The organism is Amycolatopsis sp. PSD-21 (assembly GCF_055561455.1).
The window spans coordinates 4,442,155-4,463,044 of the sequence record NZ_CM145712.1 but is presented as its reverse complement, the minus strand read 5'-3'; the positions used below and the strand labels follow the sequence as shown (position 1 = coordinate 4,463,044).

General features: G+C 70.2%; 18 protein-coding genes. 5 read left to right on the top strand and 13 right to left on the bottom strand.

All coding sequences use genetic code 11. The features are described from left to right. Positions 1-8: 8 nt before the first annotated feature. The 6 genes from ACZ1DY_RS20940 to ACZ1DY_RS20915 all read right to left on the bottom strand — a co-directional run bounded on the left by ACZ1DY_RS20940 (position 9) and on the right by ACZ1DY_RS20915 (position 8,065). On the bottom strand, positions 9-1,409 hold the full coding sequence (locus ACZ1DY_RS20940) for a pyridoxal phosphate-dependent decarboxylase family protein (protein WP_465485455.1): 1,401 nt from the start codon (positions 1,407-1,409) through the stop codon (positions 9-11). Further along, positions 1,406-2,710 (bottom strand): MFS transporter, encoded by a 1,305-nt coding sequence (locus tag ACZ1DY_RS20935; protein ID WP_465485454.1) that lies wholly within the window; start codon positions 2,708-2,710, stop codon positions 1,406-1,408. The genes ACZ1DY_RS20940 and ACZ1DY_RS20935 overlap by 4 nt, the downstream gene beginning before the upstream one ends. A gap of 34 nt (positions 2,711-2,744) precedes the next feature. Continuing rightward, positions 2,745-3,704: a sphingomyelin phosphodiesterase gene (locus ACZ1DY_RS20930; protein ID WP_465485453.1), complete on the bottom strand. Its 960-nt coding sequence runs from the start codon at positions 3,702-3,704 to the stop codon at positions 2,745-2,747. Positions 3,705-3,720: 16 nt separating this feature from the next. Next, positions 3,721-5,736 (bottom strand): neutral/alkaline ceramidase, encoded by a 2,016-nt coding sequence (locus tag ACZ1DY_RS20925; RefSeq protein ID WP_465485452.1) that lies wholly within the window; start codon positions 5,734-5,736, stop codon positions 3,721-3,723. Positions 5,737-6,106: 370 nt separating this feature from the next. Further along, positions 6,107-7,132, bottom strand: a complete 1,026-nt coding sequence (locus ACZ1DY_RS20920) for an LLM class F420-dependent oxidoreductase (protein ID WP_257487093.1) — start codon at positions 7,130-7,132, stop codon at positions 6,107-6,109. A gap of 12 nt (positions 7,133-7,144) precedes the next feature. Continuing rightward, positions 7,145-8,065 (bottom strand): oxygenase MpaB family protein, encoded by a 921-nt coding sequence (locus tag ACZ1DY_RS20915; protein WP_465485451.1) that lies wholly within the window; start codon positions 8,063-8,065, stop codon positions 7,145-7,147. 90 nt (positions 8,066-8,155) lie between these two features. Between ACZ1DY_RS20915 and ACZ1DY_RS20910 the strand changes: the two genes are divergently transcribed. Continuing rightward, positions 8,156-8,791, top strand: a complete 636-nt coding sequence (locus tag ACZ1DY_RS20910; RefSeq protein WP_257487095.1) for a TetR/AcrR family transcriptional regulator — start codon at positions 8,156-8,158, stop codon at positions 8,789-8,791. A gap of 78 nt (positions 8,792-8,869) precedes the next feature. Here ACZ1DY_RS20910 and dmpG read toward each other — a convergent pair whose 3' ends face one another. Then, a complete protein-coding gene (gene dmpG / locus ACZ1DY_RS20905) occupies positions 8,870-9,904 on the bottom strand; it encodes a 4-hydroxy-2-oxovalerate aldolase (protein WP_126732099.1) in 1,035 nt (344 codons plus the stop codon). Further along, positions 9,901-10,803: an acetaldehyde dehydrogenase (acetylating) gene (locus tag ACZ1DY_RS20900; protein WP_063273523.1), complete on the bottom strand. Its 903-nt coding sequence runs from the start codon at positions 10,801-10,803 to the stop codon at positions 9,901-9,903. Before ACZ1DY_RS20900 ends, dmpG begins: the two co-directional genes overlap by 4 nt. A gap of 41 nt (positions 10,804-10,844) precedes the next feature. On the opposite strand from ACZ1DY_RS20900, the gene ACZ1DY_RS20895 reads away from it, so the two are divergent. After that, entirely contained in the window at positions 10,845-11,612 is a 768-nt protein-coding gene (locus ACZ1DY_RS20895; RefSeq protein ID WP_126732100.1) for an IclR family transcriptional regulator, read from the top strand. A gap of 5 nt (positions 11,613-11,617) precedes the next feature. Here ACZ1DY_RS20895 and ACZ1DY_RS20890 read toward each other — a convergent pair whose 3' ends face one another. The 3 genes from ACZ1DY_RS20890 to ACZ1DY_RS20880 all read right to left on the bottom strand — a co-directional run bounded on the left by ACZ1DY_RS20890 (position 11,618) and on the right by ACZ1DY_RS20880 (position 14,216). Further along, positions 11,618-12,721, bottom strand: coding sequence for an LLM class flavin-dependent oxidoreductase (locus ACZ1DY_RS20890; RefSeq protein ID WP_257487098.1), 1,104 nt, complete (start codon positions 12,719-12,721; stop codon positions 11,618-11,620). Between the two features lie 242 nt (positions 12,722-12,963). After that, positions 12,964-13,674, bottom strand: coding sequence for an MBL fold metallo-hydrolase (locus tag ACZ1DY_RS20885; RefSeq protein WP_192744506.1), 711 nt, complete (start codon positions 13,672-13,674; stop codon positions 12,964-12,966). Between the two features lie 17 nt (positions 13,675-13,691). After that, a complete protein-coding gene (locus ACZ1DY_RS20880) occupies positions 13,692-14,216 on the bottom strand; it encodes a DinB family protein (protein WP_465485450.1) in 525 nt (174 codons plus the stop codon). Between the two features lie 154 nt (positions 14,217-14,370). Between ACZ1DY_RS20880 and ACZ1DY_RS20875 the strand changes: the two genes are divergently transcribed. After that, on the top strand, positions 14,371-15,222 hold the full coding sequence (locus ACZ1DY_RS20875; protein WP_465485449.1) for a DMT family transporter: 852 nt from the start codon (positions 14,371-14,373) through the stop codon (positions 15,220-15,222). Here ACZ1DY_RS20875 and ACZ1DY_RS20870 read toward each other — a convergent pair. Together ACZ1DY_RS20870 and ACZ1DY_RS20865 are read right to left on the bottom strand one after the other, a co-directional pair. Next, positions 15,203-16,240, bottom strand: coding sequence for a FecCD family ABC transporter permease (locus ACZ1DY_RS20870; protein WP_257487102.1), 1,038 nt, complete (start codon positions 16,238-16,240; stop codon positions 15,203-15,205). The two genes, ACZ1DY_RS20875 and ACZ1DY_RS20870, sit on opposite strands and share 20 nt — an antisense overlap. 23 nt (positions 16,241-16,263) lie before the next feature. Further along, positions 16,264-17,307 carry a FecCD family ABC transporter permease gene (locus tag ACZ1DY_RS20865; RefSeq protein ID WP_465485448.1) on the bottom strand — a complete coding sequence of 348 codons (1,044 nt, stop codon included), beginning with the start codon at positions 17,305-17,307 and terminating at the stop codon, positions 16,264-16,266. 105 nt (positions 17,308-17,412) lie between these two features. On the opposite strand from ACZ1DY_RS20865, the gene ACZ1DY_RS20860 reads away from it, so the two are divergent. Together ACZ1DY_RS20860 and ACZ1DY_RS20855 are read left to right on the top strand one after the other, a co-directional pair. Then, positions 17,413-19,098 (top strand): ABC transporter ATP-binding protein, encoded by a 1,686-nt coding sequence (locus ACZ1DY_RS20860; protein ID WP_465485447.1) that lies wholly within the window; start codon positions 17,413-17,415, stop codon positions 19,096-19,098. Continuing rightward, a complete protein-coding gene (locus ACZ1DY_RS20855) occupies positions 19,095-20,852 on the top strand; it encodes an ABC transporter ATP-binding protein (protein ID WP_465485446.1) in 1,758 nt (585 codons plus the stop codon). Before ACZ1DY_RS20860 ends, ACZ1DY_RS20855 begins: the two co-directional genes overlap by 4 nt. The last annotated feature ends 38 nt before the right edge of the window (positions 20,853-20,890 follow it).

The window sequence follows — 20,890 nt, the reverse complement described above, 5'->3', positions numbered from 1 at the left end:
AGGGTGGATCAGGAAGCCGTGTACAGCGCGCCGAGGAACTCCAGCAGCAGCCGCTCCCGCAACGGACCGGGCGCCGTGGCCAGCAACGCGTTGATCTCCGCCATCCGGGTGGGCAATCCCGTGTCACCGCCGAGGCCCGCCGCCGCCAGCAGCCCGGCGAACTGCTCCGGCGTCAACGTCGCCGGGTCCAGCGCCGCGACGAACTCGGCGACCTGCGGGTCGACGACGACCGGCCCCGCTTCACGAGCGGCGACGACCGACGCGGCGAGGTCGGCCAGGAACTCTTTCTCGCTCCCCCGGTTCGCCGCCGTCACCGTCAGGTGCAGGTTCGCGGGCGACGTCTCGTGGGCGAACTGTGGCTGCACGTACCAGCCACGCTCGCGCATCTCGTCCGCGACGGTGAACAGGTCGAATCCGGCGCCGTCCGCCACGGTGAACGCGAGCAGGGTCGACACCGGATCACCGAGGACGCGCAAGCCGTCCAGCGCCTCGATTCCGGCGCGGATCTCCACGGCAGCGTCGCGCGTCGCCGAAGCCAGCCTCGCGTACCCCTCGTCGCCGACATGACGCACAACGGCCCACGCCGCGGCGAGCGGGCCACCGGACCGCGTGCTCTGCAGCGTGGTGTTCAGCATCGTGTAGCCGGGCCAGTCCGCGCTGGCGAAGTACTGCGGACGGCGAAGTTCGGCGTTGGCGTGCAAGAGAACAGACACGCCTTTCGGGCAGTAGGCGTACTTGTGCAGGTCGACCGAGACACTGGTGACGCCGGGGACGTCCAAGCCGAACGGGCCGAGCCCCAGGTACGGCAGCACCCAGCCGCCGATGCAGGCGTCGACGTGGAACCGGACGCCGTCCAGTAGCGCGGCGATCTCGGGGATCGGGTCGAGGACGCCGTGGGCGTACGACGGCGCGCTCGCGACGACGAGCACCGTGCTGCCGTCGACCGCCGCGGCCATCGCCTCGGGGACGGCGCGGAAGGTCACCGGATCGACGGGCACCGAAACCACGCGGACGCCGAAGAAATGCGCCGCTTTGTGGAACGCCGCGTGCGCGGTCGTGGGCAGCACGATATTCGGCGTTGCCACGTCGGGACGCGCGTCGCGAGCGGCCAGGACGGCGAGCATGCACGACTCCGTGCCGCCCGAGGTCACCGAACCGGCCGTCTCCGCCGTACCGCCCAGGAGGCGCGCGGCGGTCCCGACGAGGTCGTTCTCCATCCGCAGCAGGCTGGGGAACGCCGTCGGGTCGAGGCCGTTGGCCGACGACGCCAGCGCGTGCGCCGCCGCGCCGAGTTCGTCCACTTCGGACAGACCGCTGTCGTAGACGTACGCGAGGGTCCGCCCTCCGTGCGTCGGCAAGTCCCCCACGCGCAGCTCCCGTAGTTCCCTCAGGACGTCCTCGGCGGTCACGCGCGGCGCTCCAGCACCGATTTCCGCAGCAGCGGGATGCCCAGCACGATCAGCACGGCCGGGAGGATCGACGCGCCGAGCAGGATCGCCGTGAGCGCGCTGTCCGGCTGCGCGACCTTGGCGTCGAGACTGGACTGGTAACCGCCGAACTGCAGCACCAGTCCCCACAGCCCCGGTCCGAGCGCGAGCCCCAGCGTCTCCGACGCCGTCCAGACGCCGGCCGCGACCCCGGCCCTGGTCTCGCCGGTCCGCTCCTCCTCGTCGCTGATCAGATCCGGCAGGATCGCCAGCGGGAAGACCGAGATACCCGCGTAGCCGACACCGCAGAAGGCCACGAACACCATCGTGACGGCGAACGGGAACACCTCGGCGCCGAGAAGCCCCAGCAGGCCGACGCCGAACGCGGCGGTGGCGATCCGGAACCCGGCCAGCTTCCCGACGCTCGCCCCGAGTCGCGGCCACAGCGGCATGGTCAGCAGCGCCGGGCCGACGAAACCGACGAACAGGACCGTCGAATAGCCGGAGCTGCCGAGGATCCGCTCGGCGAAGAACGGGATCGCGGCCAGCACCGTGCCGATGCCGAGCGCCTGGATGAAGTAGACGCCGAGCAGCCAGCGGAACGGCCGCCACTGCGCGAGTGTCCGGAGCAGTTCGCGCGGGCTGACCGTGTTCGGCCGCAGCGCGCCGACGGGAGCGTCCTTCAGCCCCAAGTACACGCCGAGCGTCGCGAGCAGGATGACCAGCGCGATGAACAGGCCCATGACCCGGTAGCCGGCGACACCGCCGATGAGGTCGGTGATCGCGGGCGCGCCACCGCCGGAGACCAGGATGGCGACCGCGAGGAAACCGATCCGGACGCTGGTCAGCTTCGTGCGCTCTTCGGCCGAGTCCGTCAGCTCGGCGGGCAGCGCGTTGAACGGCACCTGGAAGAAGGCGTACGCGGTGGCGCACAACAGGAACACGACGACGACGTAGATCGCGTCGGGTACCGGGCCGCCGAACCCGGGATGCGCGAACAGGGCCGCGAAAAGGACGGAAACGCCGATTCCGCCGTAGAGCAGGAACCGGCGGCGGCTGCCGGTGCGGACCATGTCCGCGTCCGACAGCCTTCCCGCGATCGGGTTGAAGAGCACGTCCCACGCCTTGGGCACGAACACGATCAGGCCGGCCACGCCCGCGGCGACGCCCATCGTGTCGGTGAGGTATTTGAGGAGGAGCAGGCCGGGAACCGTGCCGAAGGCGCCGGTGACGAACGAGCCGAGCGAGTAGCGGTACCTCGTCCGTGCTGGCAGCGATGCCATGATCCTCCTCGAGGCGGTTCTCCCGATGAAGGCCTCAGTATTGGATCTTGGCCACCACCGGGTAGTGGTCGGAGGGAATCGTGCCACCGTCGTAATGCACGAGCTGTACCGGGCCGACAGCGGCGAGTGGGCGGCCGCCCGCGCGCACGGCGCCGACGTAGTCCAGCGAGTCACGGTAGGTCGCCGGAACGGACTTCGCCGCGTTCGGGTTCGTGGCCGCGTCGAAGGTGTACGCGCCTTCGCCTGTCGTGCGCAGGACGCCGCCGAGGAAGGCTTCGCCCTGCTGGACCTGGGTCCGGCCGAGGGAGTCCTTGCGCGTTTGCCCGGCCCAGTACTCGATGTTCAGGTCGCCCGCGATGACCACCGGTTCGCTCGCGGGAGCGTATTTCGTGACCAGGTCCCGGATCTCGCCGAGCTGCGCCATCCGGATCTCGTGCGCCTTCGGCAGCGTCTCCGGCCCCTCGTCCGCCTGCATGTGGGTACCCGCGACCCACAACGGCTTCCCGTTGACGACCAGGCGGGCGAGCGCGGCCCCCTTGTTGGACAGGTAGTCCGCGGTGCCGGAGTAGGAATTGCGGAAGACCAGCTGGTGCTGCTCGGTCACCGGCGCCTTGCTGAGCACGGTGACGCCGCCGTTGACCACGACGGGGGAATTCGAGCAGTTCCCGTTCACCGTGGTCCAGCCGGGCGAGGTACCGCAGTGCTGCCCGACGAGCGGGGTCTGGTGCGGCCAGACGTCCTTCAGCCGGTTCCGAAGTTCCTCCGCCTGGGCGCTGAACGCCTCGTCCAGGACGACGACGTCGGCGTCGTTCGCGCGGATGACGTCCTCCGCCGCGCGAGCCCTTGCCTGTTTGTCCGAAGTGTTCGGACTGGCGATCCAGGGCAGCTGCCAGATGTTGAACGCCATGACCTTCACCGAGACCGCCGCTTGGGCGGGCACGGCGGTTCCGGCGAACATCGCGGCGGCGATGGCGAGTACGGCGAGCTTCCGCACGAAAGATCCTTCCGGGTCAGGAGACGACGAACGTCCGCGAAGTCCCGCTGAACGCGGAGATCGCCCCGTTCCAGCCGTTCTTCCAGTCGCCGAAGTGGATCACGCGATATTTGCCGATCGGGGCGTTCGCGGGGATCTTCCAGTGGACGACGGCTTTCGATTCGGCGACGAACGTCCGCGCCCAGTGGTACTTCGTGTCCCAGTCGCCGTCGTCGGCGTGGCGGACCCACCTGCCGTCGACCAGCCGCTGGATCTCCAGGAACGTGCCGCCGCGCCGCAGGTCGTTCTTCGGATGCCCGGTGACGAACTCGACCGCGACCTGTTCGCCGCGCGCGTAGGTGCTCTTCGCGTCGACCAGGACGTCACCGAAGTTCTTGAACGCGGGCGGACTGTCGAAGACGACCCCGGGCTGGAAGTTGATCAGCTTGCCGCGCAGATCCCGCGGCGTCGGCCCGTGCGGCACCGCCGTCCCCGCCTTCATCGCGGCCGCGAGTTTGGCGAATTCCTGCTGGTAGGCCGGAAGCGTGTACCGGCCGTACAGCGTCGACGCGCCTTCGTACTGCTGCGAGTCGTACTCCTCGGGCGTGGTGACGTACTGGCTGTACGCGTTGGCGTACCCCTGGATGAGCACGTTCTCCAGCGGGACACCGAGTTCCGCGGCGACGGTCCGGCGCAGGCGCAGTCCGGCGACGATGGTCAGCTCGGCGGGCACGGCCACGAGGTGCAGCTGCCCGATCCGGACGAGCTGCAGCGGCAGGACCTCCGGCGTCCACGGATACGGCTTCATCGCACCGAACGGCACCGCGATCACCTTCGGCGCATGCGCGTCGGCGAGCGCCTGCGGGATGGGCGCGTCGATGCCGCCGAGCCAGTCGATGAACGGGTTCTTCACGCCTTCGGGGAGCGGCAGGCCGGGGCCGTCCTCGCGACTGCCCGCCAGCATCGACACCCCGATCGCGGCCGTGCAGGTGCGCTGCGGTCGCCCGTTCGGGGTGTACTTGGCGTCGACGGCCACGTCGGACATGTCCACGTAGCACATCCGGTGGTCGACGCCGCCCGTCACGGCCTCGGCGGCCGCGTCGAAAGCGCTCTTCGCCGCACGGAACTGGAGATCGCCGATGGTGCGGGTGTTCTCGAACTCGGTCTCGGGGGTGCCGGGTTCGAGGTTCAGGTTCGGGCTCATGTCGCCGGTGTTGGTCTGTGGGAACGCGGCGACGAACCGCGGATTCCCGTCGAGGTACCGCACGCCGGCGTGGTCGTGTTCCCATTCGTAGGCGGCGTAGCCCTTGTTGTCGCCGCTGATCAGGTGGTTGCCGTTGCTCATCGACGTCCCGTGCGTGGCGAACCAGCTGATCGCGCCGACGTCGACGCCGTTCTGGCTGAACCGCAGGACCGTGACGGCCGGGTCGATCGCCTGCGGGAAGTGGTCCTTGTCCGCCTGCGGGTTGAGGTCGAAGGCCTTGCGTGAGCGGTTGACGCTGGCCTTGGTCAGTTCGGCGCGGCCGAGCCGGATCGACCCCGGCGCGAGGTTCGCGTGCGCCCGGGCGATCGCCTCGAAGATCCCGTCCACGTGCGCGTCGTACACCTGCTGCTGGAAGCCCAGGATCGCCAGATCGTAGGCGGCGTAATGGGAATCCCCGCCGCACGCGGAGTGGGTGTGCGTGGCGTTGAGGAGCACGTTCTGCTCGGTGTACAGGTCGCCGTACGCGGCCTGGAGCTTGCGCAGCACGCCCTGGTGGACGGACTGGAACAGCGCGCCGAGATCCGCGGTGACGAAGGCGATCCGCTTGCTGCCGTCGTCGACCACGAAGGCGCGCGCCCGGGTGCGGAGGTGGATGCCGGCGGTCTGCTGCTGCGGCATCGAGTAGCCCATCATGCCGTTCTCGGCGGCCGGGCCGGTGACGTCGGAGATCCCGGCGCCGACGCGGAAACCCCGTGATGGCGCCGCTTGCGCCCGCTGGGCGCCGAGCACGCCCGCCGCGACGGGTAGCGCCGCCGCACCCGCGAGAACCCGCCTCCGGCTCACCGTCATGAGTCGCACCTCCCGGCCACGAACATGAACCGACTTCATGTTCGTGGCCGGGACGCTACGTGATGGGCCTCACTGCCGCAACCCACGAAAGGCGTGGGGGCCGACGGGGCCTTTCGCCGCGTCTGATGCGGCGAAGGGCGCTTTCACCGCATGTGATGCGGGGAAAGCGCCCTTCAGCAGAACTCGCCCGGCGGCGATAGGGACCCGGCCACGACCGCCGCTCCGCCGGCCACCCACCAAGTGACGCGAAAGCCACTTTCGGGACACCAGACGTCGCGAAACTGGCTTTCGCGACATCACTTCCGACCGGATTCCTCGTGAGCGGTAAGGACGGTTCTAACCGTCCTTACCACTCACGAGACCGAGGCGGCTACGCGAGGGTTTCCGCGACCTTCGTGAGCGTCGCGGCATCTCCCCGCAAAAGCAGCGTGGTCACCACGGTCTCCTCCCACGCCGCGAGTTCGTCACGGATCTTCTCCGCCGGGCCGATCAGCGACGTGTCCTCGACCAGTGACGTCGGGATCGCGGCGGTCGCCTCCTCCTTGCGGCCGGCCAGGTACAGCTCCTGCACCTTGTCGGCGACGTCCTCGTACCCCATCCGGGCGAAGACGTCGTGGTGGAAGTTGACCGATTTCGCGCCCATGCCGCCGATGTACAGCGCGAGCGACGGTTTGATCCAGCTCGCCGCCTCCTCGACGTCGTCGTGGACGAGCACCGGCACGGACGCGGCTACCTCGAAATCGTCGAAACCGTGCCGCGCGCCGGGACGCGAGAAACCCTCCTGCAGCGCCGTCCGGTAGAAGGCGTCGCTCTTGGGCGAGAAGAACAACGGGAGCCAGCCGTCGCAGATCTCCGCCGACAGCGCCACGTTCTTCGGCCCTTCCGCGGCCAGGAAGATCGGGATCTCCTCGCGGAACGGGTGCACTGTGGACTTGAGCGGTTTGCCGAGCCCCGTTCCACCCTGCAGCGGCAGCTGGAAATGCTGCCCGTCGTGGGTCACCGGCGCCTCGCGAGCGACGACCTTCCGCACGATGTCGACGTACTCGCGCGTGCGGGCGAGCGGCTTCGGATACGGCTGCCCGTACCAGCCTTCGACCACCTGCGGCCCGGACGCGCCGAGCCCGAGCACGAACCGCCCACCGGACAGGTGATCCAGCGTCAGCGCGTGCATGGCCGTCGCGGTCGGGGTGCGCGCCGACATCTGGACGATGTTGGTGCCGAGCTTGATCCGGCTGGTCGACGCGCCCCACCAGGCGAGCGGGGTGAACGCGTCCGAGCCGTAGCCCTCGGCGGTCCACACGGAGTCGAAGCCGAGTTCTTCGGCCCGCAGGACCGCGTCCAGCGCGCCCTCCGGCGGGCCGGACGACCAGTAACCGAGGTGGTAACCCAGCTTCATCGAGGCTCCTAGTCAGACGTTCGGTGAGTAGTGCTCGGGTTTGCCCCGCTCCGAAAGCGGCGGAAGGTTTCTCGCGGGAGTCTCGACCAACGGCGCGTCCGGGGCCAGTTCGCCACGCTCACGGCGCCAGCCCGCCCTGGCCCGCGGGTGGTAGCGGCGGTCTCGCGGCACCAGCTTGAACGCCGCGTTGATCAGCTTGCCCACCCGGCGATGGCGTCGCTCGTCGCGTTCGGTCCAGGTGTAGCCGAGCCGCTCGCGGATCGGCGGGTCGTACAGGCCGACCGTCAGCCAGACGAAGTTCCGCGCCACCTGCCCGCGGACCAGATTCCACGCGAAATCCGGCAGCCAGGGCAGGAAATGCGGTTTGGCGATGTCGTGGATCTCGAGGACGTCGCGGGTCGCCTTGTTGTCCTCCAGGACGTCTTCGCACATCCGCTTCCAGTAGAGCTGGAAGTCCTCCCATGATTCCGGCACCGGGCGCATGCTCATGCCGTACATCTCGTACCACTGGACGTGCTCGTCGAACAGCTTCCGCTTCTCGGCCTCGCCGATGCCGCCGCAGAAGTTGTCGGCGATGAGGATCGCGCTGACGAAGAACGTCGAATGCGCCCAGTAGAACGTGTCCGGGTTGAGCGCGTGATAGCGCCGCCCGTGCTTGTCGATGCCCTTGATCCGATCGTGGTAGCCGCGCACCTCCAACGCGGTCTGCCGGGCGCGCGGGCCGTCGTAGATCACTCCCCCGATCGGGTACAGCGAGCGGAACAGCCGCTGCCAGCGCTCCTCGAAGAATCGCGAGTGCTCTTCGACGCCCGCGCCCAGCTCGGGGTGCATGTTCTGCATGGATCCGGCCCACAGCGCGATGAGCAATCCGCGCCAGTCGCCGAAGTACTTCCAGGTCAGCGAATCCGGTCCCAGCGGCCGCGGCTGTGTCATCCCCGGTCTCCTCAATGAGCTGGTTAAATTGACCACAACTGTTGTCAGGTTAAAGTTGACAACGGCCGTAGTCAACAAGAGGAGCCGATCATGGCCGGCCGCAGCTGGGCAGGCACGACCCTGGACGACCGCAAGGCCGCGCGGCGGGGGCAGCTCGTCGACGCGGGCCTCGACCTGCTCGGAACACAGGGCAGCGCGGGGGTGAGCGTCCGCGCGGTGTGCCGTCATGCCAAGCTCACGGAGCGGTATTTCTACGAGAGCTTCGCCGACCGCGAGGAACTCGTCGTCGCGGTCTACGAGCACATCGGCGAGCAGGCGCGGCAGGCTCTGGTCGACGCGGTCAGCGACACGGCCGAGCCCGCCGAACGGGCGAAGGCCGCGGTCCGCGCCTTCGTCGAATTGATGCTCGACGATCCGCGAAAAGGCCGCGTGCTCCTGCTCGCGCCGATCACCGATCCCGCGCTGACCACGCGCGGGATCGCGCTCCTCCCCTCCTTCGCCGAGCTGGTCAGCGGGCAGCTGTCCCACGGTGACGCGGCCGAACGGCAGATGACCTCGATCGGGCTGGTCGGCGCGCTGAGCAACGTGTTCATCGCCTACCTCGACGGCTCGCTCAAGGTGAGCCGCGAGCGCCTGATCGAGCATTGCGTCCGCCTCGTACTCGGCGCCGACCGCGAACCTGCCGTCGGAGGTGACTCGCCTCCACGAAAGCGGCCCAACGCGTGAGCCCGCCCGGCGTGACCTTGTGCCATCGATCGGCGCCCTGCCGACGTCGGTCGCGGTCACGGGTTCACCTTCCGGCACTCAGCCCTGACCGCGTTCGGCGACCAGCTGCAGGGCGATGTCGATGATCATGTCCTCCTGCCCGCCCACGTATTTCGCGGCGCCGACGCGATACAGGATTTCGTGCGCCGGGACGTCGTATCGCTCGGCGGCGCGCTCGGCGTGCAGGAGGAAACTCGAGTACACCCCGGCGAACCCCTGCACGATCGACGACCGGTCCATCACCGGCAGCCGCGTGATGTAGGGCTTCACGACGTTCTCGGCTGCGTCCATCAGCACGTCCTTGTCGACGCCCGTGCGGATCCCGAGCCGCTCGAACGTCGCCGCGAGGACCTCGGTCGGCGAGTTGCCCGCGCCTGCGCCGAGCGCCACGAGCGAACCGTCGATCTGCCGCGCGCCCGCCCGGTAGGCGAGTACCGAGTTCGCGACGCCGAAGCTCAGGTTCTGGTGTCCGTGGTAACCGACCTGCGCCTCGTCGCCGAATTCCGCCACCAGCGCGGCGACGCGTTCACTAGCGTCCTCCAGGATCAGCGCACCGGCGGAATCGACGACGTACACGCATTGGCAGCCGGCGTCGACCATGATCCGGCCCTGCTTCGCCAGTGCCTCTGGCGTGGACATATGGGACAGCATCAGGAAACCGACCGTCTCCAGCCCGAGTTCCCTCGCCGCGCCGAAATGCTGGACGGAGACGTCGGCCTCGGTGCAATGGGTCGCGATCCGGACCGCGCCCGCGCCGAGGCCGGCCGCCACGCGCAGGTCGCCGACCGTGCCGAGGCCCGGCAGCAGCAGTACCGCGATCTTCGCGTGCCGCGCCTCGTCGACCGCCGCCTCGATCAGCTTCCGTTCGTCCACAAGGGAAAAGCCGTAGTTGAACGTCGAGCCGCCGAGACCGTCGCCGTGGCTGACCTCGATCAGTGAGACCCCGGCGTCGTCCAGCGCCCGGACGGTGTCGCGCACGTTCTTCTCGGTGAACTGATGCGCCATCGCGTGGCTGCCGTCGCGCAGGCTCGTGTCGACGATCCGGACCTGCCGGCTCACGTCGTCCCAGCTCATGCCGCCACCTCCTGAGTGGCCAGCAGGTCGCCGACGCGGGCGGCCGCGGCCGTCATGATGTCGAGGTTCCCGGCGTATTTCGGCAGGAAGTCCCCGTTCCCGGCGACCTCCAGGAACACCGCGACCCGTGCCTGCCCGCTCCAGCCTGGCCGCGGTGGGTCGTACTGGGGGTCCGCCTTGAGCGTGTAACCCGGCACGTAACCCTGGACCGTCTCGACCATCCGGTGGATGGATTCGCTCACCGCGTCGAAGTCCGCGTCCGGGTCGATCGCGCAGAACACCGTGTCTCGCATGATCATCGGCGGTTCGACCGGATTGATGATGATGATCGCCTTGCCGCGGCTCGCTCCCCCGACGAGTTCGATCCCGCGCGCCGTCGTCGCGGTGAACTCGTCGATGTTCGCCCGGGTGCCCGGACCCGCCGAGCGCGACGAGACGGACGCGACGATCTCCGCGTAGGGCACCGGCGTCACCCGCGACACCGCGTGCACGATCGGGATCGTGGCCTGGCCGCCGCAGGTGATGAGGTTGACGTTCGGCACGTCGAGCCGTTCGGGCAGGCCCACGGCGGGGCAGGTGAACGGGCCGACCGCGGCCGGGGTCAGGTCGATCGCGCGGATCCCGGCGGTCGCGTACCGCGGCGCGTTCGCCAGATGCGCCTTCGCCGAGGTCGCTTCGAAGACCAGGTCCGGCAGCTCGTCGCGCGACAGCAGCCAGTCGACGCCGCCGGCGGAGGTCTCCAGTCCCAGTTCCGCGGCCTTGGCCAGCCCGTCCGATTCCGGGTCCACGCCGACCATGTACCGCACCTCGACGTGCTCGCTGCGCCTCAGCTTCGCGAGCAGGTCGGTGCCGATGTTCCCGGGACCGACGATCGCGGCCACCGCTTTCCGTTGCGCCATGCCAGGTGACGCTCCCCGCTCGGATAGGGCACACTCAACCCATGCGTGCCGCTGGGCGGAACGACGACCCGGAACGAACCGGAGCGGACGGCCTCGTCGCCGCCCGGATCTCCGCGCTGCTCTCGGCGTTCCGCCCCGGCGACGACGCGCTCGGCGTTTCGGAACTGGCGCGGCGGACCGGTCTGGCGAAGTCGACCGTCCACCGGCTCACCGGTCATCTGGTCGCGACCGGCTTGCTCGAACGCGAAGGCGCGGCGTTGCGGCTCGGGCTGAAACTGTTCGAAATAGGCCAGCTGGCGGTACGGCGCCGCGGACTCGTCGAGGCGGCGCGGCCGTATCTCGCCGATCTCCGCGAAGCGACCAGGAACACCGTGCACCTGGCGGTCCTGGAAGGCACCGAGGTCGTCTACCTCGACATCCTGCGGGGACCCGACGCGCCGTCGTTGCCGTCCCGGATCGGCGGCCGGTTCCCCGCGCACGCCACCGGCGTCGGCAAGGCGATCCTCGCGTTCTCGCCGGAATCCGTGGTGTCCCAAGTGATCGACGCCGGTTTGCCCCGTGTGAGCGTGCGGACGATCACCGCCGCGGGTCTGCTGCGCCGTCAACTGGCCAAGATCCACGGCGAGGGGATCGCGTTCGAACGGGAGGAATCCGGCGTCGGTGTCGTCTGCGCGGCGAGCCCGCTGCTCGACGCGCAAGGCGTGGCGGTGGCGGCGTTGTCGATCTCCGGCTGGGCGAATCGCATGCACACCAACCGGGTCGCGCCCGCGGTGCGGACCGCCGCTTTGGCTCTTTCCCGGACTCTGTAAGGCTTTTAGGCGACGAGCCCGCGCCGGACCAGTTCCGGGCGCACGCCCTCACCGAACCAGTACGCCTCCTCCAGATGCGGATAGCCGGAGAGGACGAACTCCTCGATGCCGTGCGCGTGGTACTCCTCGATGAGGTCGGCGACTTCGCCGTGACTGCCGACGAGGGCGGTGCCCGCGCCACCGCGCACGAGGCCGATCCCGGCCCAGAGATTCGGGTACACCTCCAGCCCGCGGACGCCACCGTCGGTCTTCCCGCCGTGCAGCGCGGCCATCCGTTGCTGGCCCACGGATTCGCTGGCGGACAACTGTTTCTGGGTGTGGGCGATCCGCTCCGGGTCGATCGCGTCCAGCAGTTTTCCCGCCTCCGCCCAGGCTTCCGCCGACGTGTCACGCGAGAGGGTGTGCAGCCGGATGCCGAACCGGAGCTTCCGTCCCTGTTCCTCGGCGAGCTCGCGGACCTTGGCGATCTTCTCGGCGACCTGCGCGGGCGGCTCGCCCCACGTGAGGTAGACGTCGGCGTGCCTCGCCGCGACCGGCAGCGCCGCCGCGGACGAACCGCCGAAATAGATCGGCGGAACCGGGTCGGGCGCCGCGCGCGTGGTCGCGCCCTCGACTTTGAGGTGCTCGCCGTCGAAGTCGAACGGCTTGCCGCTCCACACGCCTCGCACGATCTCGAGGAACTCGCCGGTGCGGGCGTAACGCTGGTCGTGGTCGTGCCAGTCGCCGAAACGGCGCTGCTCCACCGTGTCGCCGCCGGTGACGACGTTGAGCAGCACGCGCCCCTGCGAGATCCGCTGGAACGTGCCTGCCATCTGCGCGGCCAGCGTCGGCGAGACCGTGCCGGGCCGGAACGCGACCAGGAACTTGAGGGTTCTCGTCTCGCGGATCAGGGCGGCCGTCGTCAGCCAGGCGTCCTCGCACCAGGTGCCGGTCGGCGTCAGTACGCCCTCGAAACCGTTGGCCTCGGCGGCGCGGGCGACCTGCGCGAGATAGTCGAGGCTCGGCTCGCGGGCGGCGGACGCCCCGGCGGCGCGGCTGGCGTGGAAGTGCTCCACGATCGTCCGGCCGTCACCGGTGGTGGGCAGGAACCAATGCAGCTTCAGCGTCACGGTTCCGAGCTTCGGCTCCCCGTACCGGGCTGGTCAATCAGCGAGCCTCGCGTCCCGCGATCTGGACGCCTTCCCCCGCATTTCGTCCTCTGAATGCGGGCAAGGGCGTGGCACCAGGCGCGTCGCGAAAGCCACTTTCGGGACGTCTGATGTCCTCAAAGTGGCTTTCGCGACGCTCCGACCGGTGCTCGGCCGCGCGTACGACGCTGAGTGCCTTCCCGCATTTAGTCCTCTGAATGCGGTCAGCCGCCGAACATCAGCCGCCATTCGTCAAGCGACTTCGGCCGGAACACGAAGTTCGTGTCCTTCACCCGCGACAGGTTCGCCGACGGCTCCGCCGAGTACTGGTGCCCCGGATAGACGACCGGATCGCCGTCCAGCCCTGCCAGCCACTGCAGGCTCCGGTAGATCGCTTCAGCGTCACCGCCGGGGAAATCGGTCCGCCCGCAGCCTTCGAGGAACAGCGTGTCGCCGGAGACGAGCTTCCCGTCGACCAGGAAGCACTGGCTGCCAGGCGTGTGCCCCGGCGTGTGCAGCAGCCGGATCGGCACCGCGCCGACCTCGATGACGTCGTCGTGGTCGTGCGATCGCAGATCGGTTCCGGAGACACCGGTGATCCGGCGGACCCACTCGGCCTCCGCGCCGTTGACATGGATCGGCACCTGGACGCGTTCCAGCAGCTCCGCGATCCCCGGCAGCGAGAAGCCCATCATCTCGCCGCCGACGTGGTCGGGATGGTGATGCGTGGCGAGGACGCCGGTCAGCCGCATGCCGTCGGCCTCCAGCAGGTCCAGCAGATCGCCGACGGCGTACGCCGGGTCGACGATGACGGCCTCGTTCGTCTCCCGGTCGCCGATCAGATAGGCGAAGTTGACCATCTGCGTCGCGACGGGGTCCCCCACCGCGAAGTCACGGCCCGCGAGCAATTGCCGGAAGTACAGCCTGTCAGCCATGCGGACACCTTACGGCGCTACTCCCCCGTGGTTCCGTCGGCCAGCTCCCGCAGGATGTCCAGATGCCCGACGTGCCGCGCCGTTTCCTGGACGACGTGCGCGAGCACCCAGCGGACGGTGAACTTCCCCGACTTGCGCGCGCGATCGTCCGGCGAGATCCCGGCCAGCGACGACTCCGCCAGGGCCCACTCGGCGCGGTACGCCGCGACGACCGAACGCGGGTCGTCGTTCTCGGTCAGGTCCCAGCTCGGATCCGGTGAGCCTTCCCACAGCGAAGGCAGATCCGCGCCACCGGCTTCGATCGAGAGCCACCAGCGCTCCACCGCGGTCAGATGTTTGAGCAGCCCCAGCGCGCTCATCCGCGGGGACGACGGCAGCGGTGTCGCGGCCGCCTGCTCCCTGGTCAGCCCGGCGACCTTGTTCACCGCCGTCGCGCGCAGGAAACGCAGGAAGTCCCATTGGATCCAGGCTTCGTCCTCGGCGATCCCCGCCGGCCAGGCACGGTCCACCGGCTCGGCCGCGCTCGAACTCGTGTTCGACATGTCGCTCACCCTACACATACGGCGAACTCGCGTGATCGAAGGCGTAACTTGCGTGATTGGAGGCGTAACTCGTGAGTTACGCGCCCAAGCACGCGAGTTACGTGCCTGATCACGTGAGTTACGTGTGGACACCGCAGGGCTAGGCTCGTGATTCATGTGGTGGGGTTTGGCTTGCGCGTTCTTCGCGGCCTGTGCGTACGGCGTCGCTTCGGTGATGCAGGCGATCGCCGCGAAAGCGACGTCGGGCGCGGAAGACCGCGTCGATCCCCGCCTGCTCGTGCGGGTGCTGCGGCAGTGGAAGTTCGTCGCGGGTCTCGCGCTCGACGTCGTCGGGTTCGTCGCGCAGGTCGCCGCGCTCCGGGTGCTGCCGCTGTTCGTGGTCCAGGCGGCGCTGGCGGGAAGCCTCGCCGTGACGGCGGTGGCCGCGCGGACACTCGGGGTCCGGCTCGGCCGTCGCGAGTGGACGGCGGTCGCGGTCGTCTGCGCCGGGCTCGCGTTGCTCGGGATGTCGGCGGAGAGCGAAGGCTCCGCCTCGACCGGGCTGGGTTTCCGGCTCGTGCTGATCGGCGCGGTCGTGGTGCTCGGCACGGCGGGGATGTTCGCCGGGCGGGCGTCGCGCCGGATCCGGACGCCGGCGCTGGGCCTGATCGCCGGCCTGTGCTTCGGCGTGGTCGCCCTCTCCGGGCGCGCGCTCACCAGCCTGGCCCCGCTCGATCTGCTGACCGACCCGGCGACCTACACGCTCTGCGTGGCGGGTGCGCTGGCGATGTTGTTCTACGCCACCGCGTTGCAGCGCGGCAGTGTCACGACCTCGACCGCGATGATGGTGATCGGCGAGACCGTGTTCCCGTCCCTGATCGGGGTGCTCGTGCTGGGCGACACCACGCGGCCAGGGTTCGCGGCCGTGGCGGTGGTCGGGTTCGTGCTCGCGGTTTCGGCGGCGCTGGCGCTGGCCCGCTTCGGCGAGCCCGCGCCGATCGAGCCGGTCAGCGCGCCGCTCGGCTGACCCCGCGCCGGGACACCAGCAGCCACGCCAGGTACAACCCGCCGATCGCCCCGGTCACGAGACCGACGGGCAGGCCGGCCAGGAACTGCTGGGTGATCAAATCGCTGGTCACCAGCAGGAGCATGCCCATCAGCGCGGCCGCGGCGAGCCCCGGGCCCGAAGACCGCGTGAGCCGCTTCGCCAGCTGGGGCGCGGCGAGCGCCAGGAACGCGATCGGGCCGGCGGCCGCGGTCGCGATCGAACACAGCCCGACGCTGACCCCGAGGAGCACGACCCGGCTCCGCTGCACCGGCACGCCGAGCCCCTTGGCCGAGTCGTCCCCCATTTCCAGCAGGGAAAGCCTTCTGCCGTAGACGAGGGCGGGCGGCAGCAGGACGGCGATGGCGATGGCGACCGGGACGACGTGTTCCCAGCCGCGCCCGTTGAGCCCGCCGACCAGCCATGCCTGCGCCGCCAGGCCGTCCTGCCAGGAGGCCCTCGTGATCAGGTAGGAGTTGAACGCGAGCAGCATCGCGTTCACGCCGATGCCGACGAGGATCAGGCGGAAGGTGTGCACGCCGCCCTTCAGCGCGAGCAACGCGATCAGGCCCGCGGTCGCGACGCCGCCGACCAGCGCACCCAGCGAAACCTGCAGCATGCCGCCGTGCACCACGATGATCGTCAGCAGCGCCCCGGCGGCCGCGCCCTCGGTGAAGCCGATGAAGTCGGGGCTGCCCAAGGGATTCCCGGACAGGCTCTGCAGGATCGCGCCGCTGACCGCGAGCGCGCCGCCGACCAGCAGCGCGGTCAGCAACCGGGGCAGGCGCAGGGTGGTCACGATGAACTCGGTGCTCCGGTCGCCGAAGCCGAACAGCGTCTGGATGACCTCGCCGACGGACAGCGGGTAGTCGCCGGTGGTCATGCTGACGGCGCCGAGGAAGAACACGGCGATGGCCAGCAGCGCGACGACGATCGCGGCCCGCGGGGTGACGCGAAGGGAAAGTCCGCCGCCCGGGGTGCGCAGGACGCGGGTGCTCATCCGTGGGTGCTCCTTGATCGCGGTCACAGCCTGGCCAGCTTCCTGCGGCGGCAGAGCGCGATGAACACCGGCGCGCCGAGGAACGCGACGACGATGCCCGCCTGCAGTTCCTCCGGCGGGTTCAGCACGCGGCCGACGACGTCGGCGCCGATCAGCGCGATCGGCGCGAGCAGCATCGAATACGGCAGGACCCAGCGCTGATCCGGGCCGACCAGCAGGCGTGCTGCGTGCGGCACGGCGAGCCCGAGGAACACGACCGGTCCGATCGCCGCCGTACCCGCGCCGCAGAGCAGGGTCACCACGATCGCCCCCAGCACCCGGGTGCGGCCGACGTGGGCGCCGAGGGCCTTGCCGGTCTGGTCGCCGAGCGCGAGGACGTTGAGCGGGCGGGCCAGCAGCAGCGCGATGATCGCGCCGACCGCCACGAACGGCGAGATCTGCCAGAACACGTCCCATTTGCGGCCGCTGAGCGAACCGACGTTCCAGAACCGGAACTGGTTGAACGTCTCGGGCATCAGCAGCAGGATCCCGACGATGTAGGCCTGGAGTACGGCCATGACGGCCGAGCCGGCGAGCACGAGCCGGTCCGGCGTGGCGCTGCGTCCCGCGGAGCCGAGCAGGTACACCACGACCGAGGCGATCGCCGCCCCGGCGAAGGCGAACCAGATGTAACCGAGCACGCTGGTGACCCCGACGAACGCGATCCCCGAGACGACCGCGGCCGAGGCGCCGGTGTTGACCCCGAGCAGGCCGGGGTCGGCGAGCGGGTTCCGGGTGAGCGCCTGCATCACCGCGCCGGCCAGGCCGAGCGCGACTCCGACGACGACGCCAAGCAGGGTCCGCGGGATGCGGAGGTCGTGGATGATCACGGCCTCGGTCGAGCCGTCGTTGTGCCACAGCACCGACCAGGTGGAGCTGAACGGGATGCTCTTCGACCCCACCCAGATGCTGAGCAGGAACACCAGCGCCAACAGGGCGAGCCCGACCACCAGACCACCGGCGCGGAACGTCCGTGCCGCCGTGCTGGGCGGGGACGCCGCAGCGGGCGGGCGTTCGGTGACGACCACGGAACCTCCTTCGAGTGAGGCGAGGCTAACCGAACGCCGGAGTTCACCTCAACGAGCTACCTACTTAGACTAGCCTTACCTTCCCCACCACGAACGGAGGCGCCGGTGACCGCAACGGCCACCACCAGCCGGAGTGTCCTGCGGCAGGCGATTTCCGGGCAGCGACGGCGGGTCACGCTCGCGTCCGTGCTCGCCGCCGGGCACCAGGGCGGTGAAGCCCTCGTCCCGGTGATCATCGGTGTGGTGATCGACCAGGCTGTCGACGGCGGTTCGGCGGGCACGCTCGTGTTCTGGATCGCCGTGCTCGGCGTGATCTTCGCCGGACTGTCCTACAGCTACCGATTCGCCGCGCGCGCCGCCGAAGGCGCGTCCCTGCGCGCGGCGCACGACCTCCGCATCGCGATCAGCCGCCGGGTCCTGCATCCCGGTGGCGGCGCGGACAAGGGCAAGCTGGCGGGTGAACTGGTCAACATCGGCACCAGCGACGCGCAACGCGTCGGAGTGGTGAACGCGGCGCTGCCGTTCGGGATCGCCGCGCTCGCCGGGGTGCTGGTCAGCGCCATCGCGCTGCTGCGGATCTCCCTTCCGCTGGGGCTCCTCGTGCTCCTGGGCACGCCGCCGCTGCTGTATCTCGCGCATCTCATCGGCAAGCCGCTGGAGCGCCGCAGCGAAGCCGAACAGGAACGGTCCGCGCACGCCTCGGGCGTCGCCACGGACCTGGTGTCCGGCCTGCGGGTGCTGAAGGGCATCGGCGCCGAACCCGCCGCGGTCGCCCGCTATCGCGACACGAGCCAGAGTTCGCTCAAGGCGACCTTGCGCGCCGCGCGGGCCAAGGCCTGGCACGACGGCGCGGTGCTCGCGCTGACGGGCGGCTTCATCGCGGTCGTCGCCCTCGTCGGCGGGCATCTCGCTTCGTCGGGAGCGATCAGCGTGGGCGATCTCGTCGCCGCGGTCGGGCTGGCTCAGTTCCTGCTCACGCCGTTCCTGATCTTCTCGTGGGTCAACGGCGAACTGGCGCAGGGCCGCGCGTCGGCGGCCCGGGTCGCCGATCTGCTGACCACGCCGGTCGCGGTGGACTCGGGCGACGGCGAACTTCCGTCGCCCGCCACCGGGAACGTCCGGTTCACCGAGGTCACCTACGGCGCCCTCCGCGGCGTCGACCTCGACATCCCGGCCGGGCAGCTGATCGGCGTCGTCGCCGCGGATCCCGCCGCCGCGACCGATCTGCTCGACTGCCTCGGCCGCGCGGGAGATCCGGCGGAGGGCAAGGTCCACGTCGACGGCGTCGATCTGTCCACTGTGGACCCGGAACGAGTTCGGGAGGTCGTCCTGGTCGCCGCGCACGACGCGGATCTGTTCGAAGGAACGCTGGCGGAGAACGTCCACGCGAACGGCCGGTCCGCCGACGAGGCGCTGGCCGCGTCGGCGGCGGACGAGGTCGCGGCGGCCCTGCCGGACGGCACCGCGACCGCGGTCACCGAACGCGGCCGCTCCCTCTCCGGCGGCCAGCGGCAGCGGGTCGCGCTAGCCCGCGCGCTCGCCGCGGACGCGCCGGTGCTCGTCGTCCACGACCCGACGACGGCGGTCGACACGGTGACCGAGGCGAAGATCGCCACCGGGCTCGCCCGGCTACGCAGAGGACGGACCACGATCCTGGTGACCACGAGCCCCGCCCTGCTCGCCGCGGCCGATCGCGTCGTCGTCCTCGACGGCGGGCGGATCACCGGCGAGGGCGGCCATGCCGAACTCGCCCGCGACCGCGCCGACTACCGCGCGGCGGTGCTGTCATGACCCGCGAACTCCTCCCCACCGCCGACGGCAAGCGGATCCGCGCCGTCCTCGGCGAACTGCTCCGTACTTCGAAGGCCCGCGCCGCCGGCGCGCTGGCGATGCTCGTCGGCGCGACCGCGATCGGGCTGCTCACCGCCCGGCTGCTCGGCCACATCGTCGACCTGGTCATCGAGAAGCGGCCCGCGACCGAGCTGACCACGCCAGTGGTGGCACTGGTCCTGGTCGCCGTGGCGCAGGCGATCGCGACGGCGTTGGGTGTCTCACTCACCGCCAAGCTCGGCGAAACACTGCTCGCGGAACTCCGCGAACGGTTCGTCGACCGGGCGCTGGGTCTCCCGCTGGAACAGGTCGAACGCGCGGGCTCCGGAGACCTGACCGCCCGCGTCACCAACGACGTGACGGTGGTCGCGAGGGCGGTCCGCGAAGCCCTGCCCGAACTGGGCCGCTCGGTGCTGACGATCGTCCTGACCCTCGGCGCGCTCGCCGTCCTCGACTGGCGTTTCCTCCTGGCCGCGCTGCTCGCGACGCCGATCCAGCTGCACACCGTGCGCTGGTACGTCCGCAACGCCGTGCCGTTGTACGCGAAGCAGCGGATCGCGACGGGTTCGCAGCAGCAGCAACTGCTCGACACGATCGGCGGCGCGAAGACCGTCCGCGCGTTCCGGCTCGCCGACGCCCACGTGGAGCGCGTCCGGCAGCGGTCCGAGGGCGCGATGGACCTGATGCTGCGCGGTGTGCGGCTGATGACGAGGTTCTTCGCCCGGCTCAACCTCGCCGAGTTCGTCGGTCTCTCGGCGGTGCTCGCGGCGGGGTTCCTGCTGGTGGGCGCCGACGCCGTGACCGTCGGCGCGGCGACCGCGGCGGCGTTGTACTTCCACAGCCTCTTCGGTCCGATCAACAGCGCGCTGGCTCTGGTGGACGACGCGCAGGCGGCGGCCGCGAGCCTCGCCCGGCTGATCGGTGTCGCCGATCTGCCCGCGCCGCGCGAACCCGAACGGCCCGCGAAACCCGTCGACGCCTCGGTGAAGGCGGCGGGGATCTCTCATTCCTATGTGGACGGTCACCCGGTGCTGCGGGACGTCGACCTCAGCCTCTCCCCCGGCGAACGGGTCGCGCTGGTCGGCGCGAGCGGGGCGGGCAAGACGACGCTGGCCAAGCTGATCGCCGGGATCCACACCCCGGGCGCGGGGACGATCTCCGTCGGCGGAGTGCCGCTCGACGAGCTCGGGCCGTCCGCCACGCGGCAGGCGGTCGCGCTGATCAGCCAGGAGGTGCACGTCTTCGCCGGTTCGCTGGCGGACGACCTCCGCCTCGCCCGTCCCGGGGCTTCCGACGCGGAACTGTTGGCGGCACTGGAAAAAGTCGGCGCGCGTGGCTGGGCGGAGGCGCTGAGCGAAGGGCTCGCGACCGTGGTCGGCGAGGGCGGGCATCGGCTGACCGTCACCCAGTCCCAGCAGCTGGCGCTCGCGAGGCTGGTGCTCGCCGATCCGCCGATCGCGATCCTCGACGAGGCGACCGCCGAAGCCGGGAGCGCGGGCGCGAAGACCCTCGAAGCCGCCGCGGCCGCGGCACTGGAGGGCCGGACCGGCCTGGTCGTCGCACACCGGCTGACGCAGGCCGCGGCGTCGGATCGCGTCGTCGTGCTCGACGCGGGCGTGATCGTCGAAAGCGGGACGCACGACGAACTCGTGGCCTCCGGCGGTCAATACGCAACGCTTTGGGCGGCCTGGTCGGACAACCGTTCACGGACGTGACCCGGGACGCAGTATCACCGGTTGCAATCGGCCGGTCC